The 12354-nt window shown below is 72.8% G+C and carries 10 protein-coding genes; 3 read left to right on the top strand and 7 right to left on the bottom strand.

The window, feature by feature from the left end:
* Nucleotides 1–130 precede the first annotated feature (130 nt).
* Nucleotides 131–859 carry a class I SAM-dependent methyltransferase gene (locus ABZX11_RS38735; RefSeq protein ID WP_354922970.1) on the top strand — a complete coding sequence of 243 codons (729 nt, stop codon included), beginning with the start codon at nt 131–133 and terminating at the stop codon, nt 857–859.
* On the opposite strand, the gene ABZX11_RS38730 is transcribed toward ABZX11_RS38735, so the two are convergent.
* From ABZX11_RS38730 to ABZX11_RS38715, 4 genes are all read right to left on the bottom strand, one after another.
* Nucleotides 852–4157 carry an error-prone DNA polymerase gene (locus tag ABZX11_RS38730; RefSeq protein ID WP_354922967.1) on the bottom strand — a complete coding sequence of 1102 codons (3306 nt, stop codon included), beginning with the start codon at nt 4155–4157 and terminating at the stop codon, nt 852–854. The two genes, ABZX11_RS38735 and ABZX11_RS38730, sit on opposite strands and share 8 nt — an antisense overlap.
* Entirely contained in the window at nt 4158–4877 is a 720-nt protein-coding gene (locus ABZX11_RS38725; RefSeq protein WP_354922964.1) for a hypothetical protein, read from the bottom strand. It abuts the gene before it with no gap.
* A 2-nt stretch (nt 4878–4879) separates the two neighbouring features.
* Nucleotides 4880–6445 (bottom strand): DNA polymerase Y family protein, encoded by a 1566-nt coding sequence (locus ABZX11_RS38720; RefSeq protein ID WP_354923018.1) that lies wholly within the window; start codon nt 6443–6445, stop codon nt 4880–4882.
* Nucleotides 6446–7052: 607 nt separating this feature from the next.
* On the bottom strand, nt 7053–7748 hold the full coding sequence (locus ABZX11_RS38715) for a hypothetical protein (protein WP_354922961.1): 696 nt from the start codon (nt 7746–7748) through the stop codon (nt 7053–7055).
* Between the two features lie 380 nt (nt 7749–8128).
* Here ABZX11_RS38715 and ABZX11_RS38710 point away from each other — a divergent pair, with 380 nt between their 5' ends.
* Together ABZX11_RS38710 and ABZX11_RS38705 are read left to right on the top strand one after the other, a co-directional pair.
* The gene (locus tag ABZX11_RS38710) at nt 8129–8617 is read left to right on the top strand and encodes a GNAT family N-acetyltransferase (protein WP_176173187.1); all 489 of its coding nucleotides are present in this window, start codon (nt 8129–8131) and stop codon (nt 8615–8617) included.
* A gap of 44 nt (nt 8618–8661) precedes the next feature.
* The gene (locus ABZX11_RS38705; RefSeq protein WP_176177959.1) at nt 8662–9399 is read left to right on the top strand and encodes a hypothetical protein; all 738 of its coding nucleotides are present in this window, start codon (nt 8662–8664) and stop codon (nt 9397–9399) included.
* Here ABZX11_RS38705 and ABZX11_RS38700 read toward each other — a convergent pair.
* From ABZX11_RS38700 to purN, 3 genes are read right to left on the bottom strand one after another with little or no spacing between them, the layout of a single operon-like run.
* Nucleotides 9396–10148: a hypothetical protein gene (locus ABZX11_RS38700; RefSeq protein ID WP_354922958.1), complete on the bottom strand. Its 753-nt coding sequence runs from the start codon at nt 10146–10148 to the stop codon at nt 9396–9398. The genes ABZX11_RS38705 and ABZX11_RS38700 overlap by 4 nt on opposite strands.
* Before the next feature lie 28 nt (nt 10149–10176).
* Nucleotides 10177–11736, bottom strand: a complete 1560-nt coding sequence (purH, locus tag ABZX11_RS38695; RefSeq protein ID WP_354922955.1) for a bifunctional phosphoribosylaminoimidazolecarboxamide formyltransferase/IMP cyclohydrolase — start codon at nt 11734–11736, stop codon at nt 10177–10179.
* The gene (purN, locus tag ABZX11_RS38690) at nt 11726–12343 is read right to left on the bottom strand and encodes a phosphoribosylglycinamide formyltransferase (RefSeq protein ID WP_176173190.1); all 618 of its coding nucleotides are present in this window, start codon (nt 12341–12343) and stop codon (nt 11726–11728) included. The genes purH and purN overlap by 11 nt, the downstream gene beginning before the upstream one ends.
* Nucleotides 12344–12354: the final 11 nt, after the last annotated feature.

Raw genomic sequence — 12354 nt, 5'->3', positions numbered from 1 at the left:
CTCGACCTGGACCGGCGGCGGCTGCCCGACCCCGGCGTGTACTGGCGGGAGCTGGCCACGCGGCCGGAACTGCTGGGGCCGGCGCCGAAAACCGCGTGATCTTCGCCGATCCGCTGGCTACCGTGGCGCCGTGCCCGATCACGACTACGTCGATCCCTACCTCGCCTCCCTCTACGACACCCTGAACCCGCGCGAGAGCAGCGGCGATTTCGCGTTCTACCTGCCGATGATCATGGCCGCGGAGTCCGTGCTGGACGTCGGGTGCGGCACCGGTTCGCTGCTGCACTGGGCGCGCGAGTCCGGCCACGAAGGCCGGCTCGTCGGGCTCGACCCGGCCGAGGGCATGCTCATCCAGGCTCGCCGCCGGGACGACATCGAATGGGTGCACGGCGATTTGTCGACCGCGTCCTGGGACGCCGAGTTCGACTTCGCGGTGATGACCGGGCACGCGTTCCAGGTGCTGCTCACCGACGACGAACTGCGCACGGCGTTGTCGGCGATCCGCCGCGCGCTGAAGCCCGGCGGCCGGTTCGGCTTCGAGACGCGCAACCCGGCCGCCCGCAGCTGGGAGCGTTGGACGCCTTCGAACGTCTGGGAAGCCGGAGACGTCCGGACGTGGAACGACGCCGGGCCGTTCGAGAACGGGTATGTCAGCTTCAAGACGACGTACGAAAGCCCGAACTGGGACGCGCCGAAGTACAGCGAAAGCACGTTGCGCTTCCTCGACGTCCCTTCGTTGAATGAGTTCGTCGATCAAGCCGGGCTGGTCCTCGACGAACAATACGGCTACTGGGACCGCTCGCCGGTGACCGGCGCGAGCCCCGAGATCATCACGATCGTGCGGCGTTCCCTCACTTGAAGTCCCGCGACTTGGCCTTGATGCGCATCGGCAGCGGCTCGACGCGGTGGGCGAGGACGCTGACCACGCCGTCCGCCTTCTCCACCACCCCGCGGATCAGCAGCGCCGGGCTGCTGCGCGCGACGCGGTGGTAGCGCTGCCAGAGGCCGAGCGTGCAGATCACGTTGACCATCCCCGTTTCGTCCTCGATGTTGAGGAAGGTGACGCCGCCCGCGGTCGCCGGGCGCTGGCGGTGCGTGACCGCGCCGCCGATCAGCACGCGCGCGCCGTCGTCGAGGTCCGCCAGGCCGCTCGCCGGGACGACGCCGAGCTCGTCGAGGCGGTCACGGATGAACTCGGTCGGGTAGCTGTCGGGCGACACCCCGGTGGCCCAGACGTCCGCCGCCGCGACGTCGAGCCCGTCCATCCCCGGCAGCACCGGAGCCGGCGCGCCGACCAGCCCGGGCAGCTTCTCCGGGCGTTCGCCGGCGACCGCACCCGCTGTCCACAGCGCCTGCCGGCGATCCCCGCCGAAGCCGGCGAACGCGCCCGCCGTGGCCAGCGCCTCGATCTGCGGCGTGGTCAGCCGGACGCGGCGGGCGACGTCGGCGAGGTCGCGGAATTCGCCGTTGTCCAGCCGCTCGGCCACGATCCGCTTCGCGAGGTCCTCGCCGATCCGGCGCACGGTGCCCAGCCCGGTGCGCACGTCGTGGAACGGCCCGGCGCCCGCCTCCAGGGTGGCGTGCGGGAGGCTGCGGTTGATGTCCGGGCCGTGCACGGTGACGCCGTGGCGCCGCGCGTCGGCGACCAGCGACTGCGGTGAGTAGAAGCCCATCGGCTGCGCGCGCAGCAGGCCCGCCAGGAACGCGTCCGGGTGGTAGAGCTTGAAGTAGGCGCTGGAAAAGACCAGGTGCGCGAAGCTGAGCGCGTGGCTCTCGGGGAAGCCGAAGTTCGCGAACGCCTTGAGCTTCAGGAAGATCTTCTGCGCGAGCTCGTCGTCGACGCCGTTCGCCGCGGCGCCTTCGAGGAACCGCTGCCGCAGCCGGTCCATCTTGCGGTCCGAACGCTTCGAGCCCATCGCGTGCCGCAGCTGGTCGGCCTCCGCCGCGGTGAAGTTCGCGACGTCCAGCGCGATCTGCATCATCTGTTCCTGGAACAGCGGGACGCCTTTGGTCTTGTAGAGGGCCTTTTCGAGCAGCGGGTGGTCGTAGGTCCACTTCTCGCGGCCCTGCTTGCGGCGGATGTACGGGTGCACCGAGCCACCCTGGATCGGGCCGGGCCGGATCAGCGCGACTTCGACGGCGAGGTCGTAGAACTCGCGGGGCTGCAGCCGCGGCAGCGTCGCCAGCTGGGCACGGCTCTCCACCTGGAAGACGCCGATCGCGTCGGCGCGGCACAGCATGTCGTAGATCTTTTCGTCGGCGAGGTCGAGCTCGGCCAGATCGACTGTTTCGCCCTTGTACTCCGCGACGAGGTCGATCATGTAGTGCAGCGCGGACAGCATGCCGAGGCCGAGCAGGTCGAACTTGACCAGCCCGGCGGCGGCGCAGTCCTCCTTCTCCCACTGGATCACGCTGCGGTCGGCCATCCGCGCCCACTCGACCGGGACGACCTGGCTCACCGGCTCGGCGCACATGACCATCCCGCCGGAGTGGATGCCCAGGTGCCGCGGGAAGTCCTCGAGAGCGAAAGCGAGTTGCAGGACCTCGTCGGGGATGTCGTGGTCGTGGTCCTTTTCGGTGTGCTGCAGGGAACCCCAGCGGTCGATCTGCTTGCTCCAGGCGTCCTGCTGGCCCGGCGAGTAGCCCAGTGCGCGGGCGGCGTCGCGGACGGCGGACCGGGCCCGGTAGGTGATCACGTTCGCGACCTGGGCGGTCCTGAGGCGGCCGTGTTTCCGGAAGACGTACTGGATGGCCTCCTCGCGGCGGTCGGACTCGATGTCGAGGTCGATGTCGGGGTAGCCGTCGCGGTCCGGGGCGAGGAAGCGTTCGAAGAGCAGTTCGTAGGCGACGGAGTCGACGTTGGTGATGCCGAGCGCGTAGCAGACGGCCGAGTTCGCGGCCGAACCGCGGCCCTGGCAGAGGATGTTGTTGTCCTTGCAGAAGCGGACGATGTCCCAGACGATCAGGAAGTAGCCGGGGAAGCCGAGCTCTTCGATGATGGCGAGCTCGTGCTTGATCTGCGCCTGCGCTTTTTCCTCGTGGGCCTTGCCTTTGAAACGTTCCTGCGCGCCTTCTTCGGTGAGTTTCCGGAGGTAGGTGGTCTCGGTGTAGCCCTCGGGGACGTCGAAGGGCGGCAGCTCGGGGGCGATCAGCTTCAGCGGGAACGCGCATTCCATGCCGAGCAGGGCGGAGCGGCGGACCGCGCCGGGGTACCGCCGGAACAGGACGTCCATTTCGGCGCCGCTGCGGAGGAAGGCCGTGCCGGCGGCGGGCAGCCAGCCTTCGAGTTCGTCGATCCCCCGCCGCGCCCGGATGGCGGCGAGGGCATCGGCGAGCGGAGCGCGTTCGGGCCGCGCGTAGTGGGCGGCGGTGGTGGCGACGGTCGGGAGCTTCAGTTCGTTCGCAAGCTGCGTCAGGAGGTCGTTGTGGGTGCTGTCCAGGGGCTGGCGGTGATCGGTGAGCTCGACGTAGACGTTGTCGTGGCCGAAGCGGTCGATGAGGTGTTCGAGTTTTTCGGCGGCGGCGGCCGGACCGTGCGTGACGAGGGCCGAGCGCACGGCGCCCTTGCGGCAGCCGGTCAGGACGACGCACTGCCCGGCGACCTCCTCGGCGACCGCGCCGAGGTCGTAGATCGGACGTCCTTTTTCGGCCTGGTGGTGGATCTGGCCGGCGGTGATGGCGCGGCAGAGCGCGCGGTAGCCCTGGTCGCCGCGGGCGAGCAGGAGGAGGTGCTCGCCTTCGGGGTCGGGGACGCCGTTCTGCGGGCCGCGGAGGCCGAAGCTGAGTTCGGTGCCGAAGACGGTGTCGACGCCGAGTTCCCGCGCGGCCTCGGCAAAGCGCACGACACCGTACATGCCGTCGTGATCGGTGAGGGCGATGGCGTCGAGCTGCAGGCGGGCGGCCTCTTCGACGAGTTCCTCGGGGTGGCTGGCACCGTCGAGGAAGCTGAAGTTGGAGTGGCAGTGGAGTTCGGCGTAGGGGACGCGGACGGCCTCGGCGCCATCGTCGTTCCGCCGGGTGGGGAGGTCGCCGGGTTTTCGGTAGCCCTCGCGGCGACGGCCCCAGGCGGGGCTGTCACCGTGGTCGCCGGGAGGGAGGCCGCCGGCGAGGGTCCGGGCGAGGTCCTTCCAGCGGACGGGCGGGTTGTTCCAGCCCATTCAGTGACTCCCGGGCTGGTCGGGCCGATCTTGGGCGGCCCGGCGGCGGCGGTGCCAGCTGGAGGGGTGGTTCCAGCGGGACCGGGCTTCGGCATCGGACATGGGGGCGGCTGGTGGCTCGGTGGGGTGGTCCGGGGCTGCGGGGTGGTTCCAGCGACTGCGGGCCTCAGCCTCGGGCCCCGGGCTCGCCGCCGGCCCGGTGCGGCCGCCGGTATTCCCGCAGGAGCGGGCGTCGGCATCGCTCCTCGAGCTTGCGTCCGGTGCTCCGGCGCGGCGGGCCGCGTTCGTCGGGTGGTTCCGGCGGCTACGGCCGTCGGCGTCGGTCATCGGGTTCGCGTCCGGTGGCTGCGCGCGGCGGGCGGCGTTCGTCGGGTGGTTCCAGCGGCTGCGGGCCTCCGCGTCACTGATGCGGGCCGCGTCCGGTGTCGCGGTGCGGTGTGGCGGGGTCCAGCGGAGCTCGATTCCGCTCATGCGGCAGCCGTTCTCGCGCGACGGGCGCGGGACCGGGAGCGCGATCACCGGGCAGACCCAGTCGTCGTCGGCCGGGGTTTGCGGTAGCTCGCCGCGGACCGTCCAGCGGTCGGGGGTGTCCGGCCGCTCGTTCGTGGCCGGCTCGGGGATCTCGCGCAGCCACTCGCGTTCCTCCGAGGCCACGCGGGGCGTGGCCTCGGGCTCGGCTCGGAGCCAGTTGCGCAGCTTGCGTGCGTAGTCCTCGTCCATGCTCAGTCGTACACTCCCTCGACCGTCCACAGTGGTTTTTCCGTGCCTGCGCAGTGCAGCAGCACCGCTTCGGGTGGCTCGTCCCCTTCGCCGGCCAGCACCAGCTGCAACCGCGCCCTGCGCGGCCCCGGCCGCCGTCGGTCGCCCGTCAGGGGCCACGGGCCCGCCCAGGCCACGACCTCGCGCCCCGCGCCGCCCGCGATCGTGAGCCGGCTCGGGGTCGACGTCAGCTGGTCGCGCTCGGTGATCCCGACGGCGCGGCCGCCGTCGTCGAAGACCTGCGCCGGGACCGGCCGGGCGAGGACCGTCGCCGGGGACGGCGACGGCAGCCGTCCCGGCCAGGTCGCGTCCGGCGGCGTCGTCCGCTCGCGCGGGTCGCCCCACGGCACCTGCCGGACCTGGCCCGCGGGGTCGCGGCCGCCGTCGAGCACCGGGGTGACCACGCCTTCGGGCCCGAGCAGGCCCTGGACCCGCACGAACGCGCGGGCCGCGCGCCGGTCGTCTTCGTCGGAGCCGCCGTTGCGCCAGAGGTCGAGCTGCAGCGACCGCCCCTCGACGACCTCCTCGGGTTCCAGCCGCAGCCGCACGACCCCGGACGTCGGGCGCTGCCCGGGCGCGGCCCGCAGCCAGCCCTCGAACTGCCAGCGCACGCGATCGGCGACGCCGGCGGGGGTCAGCGGTTCGGCGCACCGCCACGCGCGGCCGAGGTGTTCGCCGTCTTCGGTGACGGCGTAGATGCCGAGCCGTGTGCAGGCGAGGCCGTGCCCGGCGAGGGCCGCGCAGAAGCGCGTCGCGAGGCCCTTGGCGAGGAAGGCGGCGACGTCGACGCGCTCGACAACGGGGTCGAACTCCTCGGCGAGGGTGAGTTCGGGCGGCGGCCGCCGACGCAGCGGCGGCCGTTCCGAGCGCCCGCGCGCCAGCCGGTGGGCGAGCAACCCGGCCGTCCCGAAGCGGTTGGCGACGTCACGCTCCGACAGAGCGGCGAAGGCCCCGAGCGTCTTCAACCCGAGGCGGCGCAGCAGGTCGACGAGTTCGGCGCGGTCGGCGCCGGGCTGGTCGAGCTCGGTGACCGGGAGCGAGGCGAGGAAGTCGGCGGCCCGTCCGGGTTCGACGAACTCACCCCCGCACCGAGCGGCGAGCGTCGCGGCGAAGAGCCCTTCGGCCACCCCGACCTGACACTCGACCCCGGCCGCGGCGGCGACCTCGTCGAGAAGCCGTTCGACGAGCGCGTGTTCCCCGCCGAAGTAGCCGGCGGCCCCGTCGACGGGAACGGCAACCAGCCCGGGCCGGACAACCTCGACCCCGACAACGAGCCCTTCGACGGCCCGCGCGACGGCTTCGAACAGCCGGGCGTCCCGCCCGTCATCGGCAGCGAAGACGGCGAGTTCGGGACAGTTCGACTGGGCGTCCCGCCGCCGCATCCCCCGCCGGACACCGTTCCGCCGCGCGACGGCGTTGCAGGCAACGACCCGGTTCGCGCTGAAGACACCAACGGGCTGATCGACGGAGACACCACCGACAGCCGCGGCGGCGACGGCGGGCCAGTCCGGACACCACAGGACGAGCATCCGGGTGGGCAGGTCGGAGGTGGTCCGCTGAGCTGGGACGGTCACGCGCCCTCCCGGATCCGGCGGCCGCCCGAACGCGGGCGGAGGTGAGACCGGCTCACGTACGGAACCGGGCGGTTCGTGGCCGCGAAGCGCCAGCGCGCGGAGCCGGAGGGTCGGCTCACGTACCGGGAGGGTCGGCCTGCGTACCCGGAGGGTCGGCCCGCGTGCCCGCAGGGTCGGCTGGCGTACCGGGAGGGGCGGCCCGCGGAACCCCGCGGTCGGTCCGCGAATTCAAAGGGCCTCCCCGCACACCCGGAGGGTCGGCCCGCGCACCCGGAGGGTCGGCTCACGCACCCAGAAGGTCGGCCCGCCTGCCCGCAGGGTCGGCTGGCGTACTTGGACGGTCGGCCGACTTGCCCGGGGCCGGATTCCCCGTGACCGGGACCCGACCTCGCGTGATTGAGGGCGGAACTCACGTGATCGGGGACGAGACTCGCGTGATCGGGGACGAGACTCGCGTGATTGGAGGCGGGACTCGCGTGATTGGGGAGGCGACATGTGTGATTGGGAGGGACGCAAGCGTGATTGGCGGGGCATTGGGCCTGGGTGGCGAGGGTGGGAGTGGTCATGCGGTGGCCTCCTGGCGGGTGGGGGCCGGGGTTGCCGGGGTGACCGTGCCGTCCGGGGCTGGGAGGTGGAGTTCGGCCGCGAGGGGGCGGGCTGCCGCGCCGCGGCCGTGGGACCTCACCTGGACCCGTCGGGACTGGAGGTGGCCGTAGCCGGCGGCTGGGCCCGTCCACGGGAAACGGCGGCAGGACAGCTCCACGTCCGCCCCCGGCCAGGCACCCGAAGACAACAAGACCGCGCCGCGGTGACGGGCTCGGGCCGACAACCGGCGGGCCACCGCCGGCTGGAGCGTCTCCGCCTGGACCGCCACCAGGTCCACGCCGTCCAGCAGGGCCGCGAGCACCGCCGGGAGCTCCGCCCCGGGACGCGGGACCAGCGCCAGCCTGCTCACGTCCACGCCGTACTCGGCCGCCGCCGCGATGCCCAGGGACGGCATGCCCACCACCGCCGCCCAGGAGCCTGATGCCGTGGGCGCGGCGAGGAGGGCGAGCAGCAGCGATGTTCCCCCGTGGACCGCCACCGTGCTCCCGCGCCGGAGCCCGGTGTCGGGCAGCAGCCCGGCCAGCGCCGGGACGACCGGGAGCACCCTTCCCGTCGCCCTGGCCCGCTCGGCCTGGGCCGCCACCCGGCTCGCCGTGCTGACCCCGGGCAGGGCCGCCAGCCGGGCCACCGGCGGCTCCACCACAGCGGTCACCGCACGCACCTCCCCACCACGGACTAGGGCCGGCGGCCGAGCCTCTCCCAAAAACGCGACCGACGGCACTGGTTCGCCGCGGGGAAGGCGGCGGTTCCACATCGAACACCTGTTCGACGTAGTCCAGTCAACCGCGAACCCCCCGAGGTGTCAAGTCACCCACAAGTGGGGAACGCCGCGGACAGCACCGCCACCCCTGGGAGGTCGGCGATCTGCGCCGCCGAGGAGGCCAAGACGCCGGTGAGGAAGGCCGATCCGCCAACCGACGAACACCACGACCGCCCCCGATCCACTGGTGCGCCCGCAACGTCCGCGCGCCCGGGTACGCCGGCAAGGTAATCGAGTTGCCCGCCCGCCTGCCGGTCGCTAGACAGGCGGACGTGGAGCCCATCGACGCCCGCCCCGGAGACGTCCCGGAACTGCTGGTCCTGCAACGCTGCTGCTGGGTCCAGGAAGCCGTCCTCAACGACACCCTCGACATCCCCGCGCTGCACGAAACCCTCGAAGACGTGCGCGACTGGACGAAGACCTGGTCGGTGTGGGTGCTGCGGCAGGACCACCGGCTGGTCGGCGCCGTGCGCGCCCGCCTCGACGGGGACAGCTGGGAGATCGGCAGGCTGATGGTCGCGCCGGACCTCGCCGGGCGGGGCCTTGGCCGGCGGCTGCTCGCCCACGCCGAAGCGCACGCACCCGCCGAAGCCCGCCGGTTCGCCCTGTTCACCGGTGCGCGCAGCGCCCGCAACATCGCGCTCTACCAGCGCGCGGGCTACCGGCTCACCGACGCGCCCGCGGCCTCCGGGCACATCCGCGGCGCGGTCTACCTGGAGAAGGACGTCACACTGAGCGAAAAATCCGGTCCGGCCGCCTGACGCTGCGGCGTCGGCTAGATTCCCCCGTGGACTTGGGGGTGACGATGACCGGACCGTGGACACGGCCGATCCTGGCGGTCGTCGGCGTGCTCGTGGCCGTCGCCGCGGTGGCCTGCGAGGTACCGGGCGCCACGGTCGCGGCCCCGGCACCGACGACCATCGGCGCCCAGTGGCGCTCGTTCCGCGCCGACGTCACCGGGATCCGCCCCGGCGCGGACGACCACAGCCTCTTCGTGCAGGTCGCCCTGCCGGGCAAGGACCCCGGCTGCGTCCGCGAGCCGCGGATCGAACAGGTCGTGGAGGCGAAGACCGACGTCCGCGCCGACGTCGTCTACTCGACGCGCCCGGCGGCCGGCGGCTGCCAGGACAAGGTGCCCGCCGAGCTGCGGCTGACGACGACGGACCCGATCGCGGACCGGACGGTCATCCTCAACGCCGACACCGGCAACGCCTGGCACAAGCTCGGCGCGGGCTGGGGCCACTGCGACCGCCAGGGCAGCTGCGCCCCGCCGGCCGACCACTGTGACCCCGCGTGGATCGGGGCCGCGGTGTCCGCCGCCGCCGCGGAAAGCCCGGGCACCACGCGGGCCTGCGACCCGGCCTGGCTCGTCGTCGACTTCCCGCCGCGCCAAGCCGATCCGCCGTCCCGCACCGCGTTCCGCTGGAGCGACGCCGGGTGGACGTCGTTCGCGCAGGCCAAGTCCGGCGGTTGCACCGAGATCCGGGCGGCCGAGCCGAAGTTCCCGGTCGCGCTGTGCCGGGCGCTGCCCGCGCCCGCCTAGCGCGCCAGGTTCTTGACGATCTCCGCGCCGACGGCCTGCACGGCGGCGTCGGTTTCCTGCTGGGGCATCGGCGAGTTCGCGAAGAACCCCTTGTCCCAGCCGGACACCTCGAGCACGACGACGGTCGTGCCCTTCATGACGTGCAGCCGGGACCCGCTGAACGCGCTGCCGGTGGCGAGCCGGACCAAGAGCGCCTTGTCGCCGATGCCACGCACGTCCGTCGGCGGGATCGGCGGCGCTGTCGGCTTGAACAGGGCGTCCGCCTGCTCGCGCGCGCCGTACCCGGAGTACTGCGTGATCTGGACGTGCATGGTGGCGTCGCGGACGTTCTCGTCCGGGCCCGGTTTCCAGCTGCAGCCCTGCTGCTTGAGTCCCGGCAGGCCCTCGGTGCCCTGGCCGGCCAGCACGAAGCTCGGGAAGCCCGCCTTCTCCAGCACCGGCGCCGGGACCCGGCACTCGGCGGGCACCGGCGACGACGACGGCGCCGCGCCGGTGCTCGCGTAGTAGTCGCTCGCGAAGATGCCCAGCGGGATGCCCGCGCCGAGCAGCACGACGACCCCGCCGATGATGCCGAAGACCAGCCCGAGCCGCTTCTTCTTCGGCGGCGGCACCGGTGCGCCGTACCCGGCGGGCGGGTAGCCCGGGGGCGGATAGCCGGGTGGGTAGCCCTGCTGCGGCGGGTACCCGGGCTGCTGTTGCGGATAGCCCGGGTACCCCTGCTGACCCTGACCGTACGGCGGTTGCTGCATCGAGCCCTCCCTCTCGAAGCGCGGGGGATCAGTGCGCGAAGTGCCGCGTCCCCGTCAGGTACATCGTGACGCCCGCCTTTTCCGCGGCCGCGATGACTTCGGCGTCCCGGACCGAGCCGCCCGGCTGCACGATCGCGCGGACCCCCGCCTCGACCAGCACCTCCAGGCCGTCCGGGAACGGGAAGAACGCGTCCGACGCGCCGACCGACCCCTTGGCCCGGTCACCCGCGCGGGCCACCGCGAGCCGCGACGAGTCGACCCGGTTGACCTGGCCCATGCCGACGCCGACGGTCGCGCCGTCCGCGGCCAGCAGGATGGCGTTGGACTTGACCGCACGCAGCGAGCGCCACGCGAATTCGAGGTCGCGCAGGGTGCTCTCGTCGGCCGTGGCCCCGGTGGCCAGCGTCCAGTTGGCGGGGTCGTCGCCGGGAGCGTCGATCGCGTCGGCCGTCTGCAGCAGGACGCCGCCGGAGATCGGGCGGAACTCGACCGGGAACGCCGGGGCGGCCGGCAGCTTCAGCAGGCGGATGTTCTTCTTGCGCTGCAGGATTTCCAGCGCTTCGGCGTCGAAGTCCGGGGCCAGCACGACCTCGGTGAAGATCTCGGCGATCTGCTCGGCGGCCTCGCGGCTGACCGGCCGGTTCGTCGCGATGACGCCGCCGTAGGCCGAAACCGGGTCGCACGCGTGCGCCTTGCGGTGCGCTTCGGCGACGTCGACGCCGATCGCGATGCCGCACGGGTTGGCGTGCTTGATGATCGCGACGGCCGGCTCGGCGAAGTCGTAGGCGGCGCGGCGGGCGGCGTCGGTGTCGACGTAGTTGTTGTAGGACATGGCCTTGCCGTGCAGCTGCTCGGCGTGCGCCAGGCCCGGGTTCTGGCTCTTGTACAGCGCGGCCTTCTGGTGCGGGTTCTCGCCGTAGCGCAGGACGTCGGCGCGCTCCCAGGTGGCGCCGAGGAAGTCCGGGAAGCCGGCGTCGTCCGCGGGCGCGTACGCACTGGCGAACCACGAAGCGACAGCCGTGTCGTACGCGGCCGTGTGCGCGTACGCCCGCGCCGCGAGGCGCTTGCGGTCCTCGAACTCGAAGCCGCCGTCGGCGACGCGCTCGAGCACCCAGCCGTAGCTCGCCGGGTCGACGACGACCGCGACGCTGCCGTGGTTCTTCGCCGCGGCGCGGACCATGGCCGGGCCGCCGATGTCGATGTTCTCGACGCAGTCCTCGGGGCTCGCGCCGGAGGCGACGGTCTGCGCGAACGGGTACAGGTTCACCACGAGCAGGTCGAACGCCGCGATGTCCAGCTTGCGCAGCTGCTCGACGTGGTCGGGGTTGCCCTGGTCGGCCAGCAGGCCGGCGTGCACGTTCGGGTGCAGCGTCTTCACGCGGCCGTCCAGCGACTCCGGGAAGCCGGTGACCTGCTCGACCGGCGTGACCGGGACGCCGACGTCGGCGATCGCCTTCGCCGTCCCGCCGGTGGAGACGATCTCGACGCCGGCCGCGTGCAGGCCGGTCGCGAGGTCCAGGAGGCCCGCCTTGTCCGAGACGCCGATCAGCGCCCGGCGGACCGGGCGCCGTCCCAGGTCAGTGCTCACGAAATGTCACCTTTCGTCCGTCCACGGTGCAGCCACCGCGGCCGAGTCGCTCGATCGTTTCCACCAGCAGCCTGCGTTCGACGGCCTTGATCCGTTCGTGCAGGACGTTCTCCGTGTCGTCGCTCTCCACGACGACCGCCTCCTGGGCGATGATCGGCCCGGTGTCGACCCCGGCGTCCGCGAAGTGCACGGTCGAGCCGGTGACCTTGACACCGGCTTCGAGGGCGTCGCGGACCGCGTGCATCCCGGGGAAGGACGGCAGCAGCGCGGGGTGGGTGTTGATCACCGTGAAACGGCCGAGGAACTGCTCGCCGAGGATCTTCATGAACCCCGCCGAGACGACCAGGTCCGGCCGGTACGCGGCGACGGCCTCGGTCAGTGCCTTGTCCCACGCGGCGCGGTCGGGGTGGTCGGCGACGCGGACGGTGAACGACGGGATGCTCAGTCGCTCGGCGCGGGTGAGGGCTTCGATGCCGGTGCGGTCGGCGCCGACGGCGACGACCTTGGCCGGGAAGCCGGACCGCCCGGTGGCGTCCAGCACCGCCTGCAGGAGGGTGCCGGAGCCCGACGCGAGCACGACGAGCTTCACCGGAGTGGGCAGCTCCAACCGTTGAGACA

This window comes from Amycolatopsis sp. NPDC004169 (assembly GCF_040610315.1).
Lineage (GTDB): Bacteria > Actinomycetota > Actinomycetes > Mycobacteriales > Pseudonocardiaceae > Amycolatopsis.
This window is presented reverse-complemented; position numbering and strand designations above follow the sequence as displayed.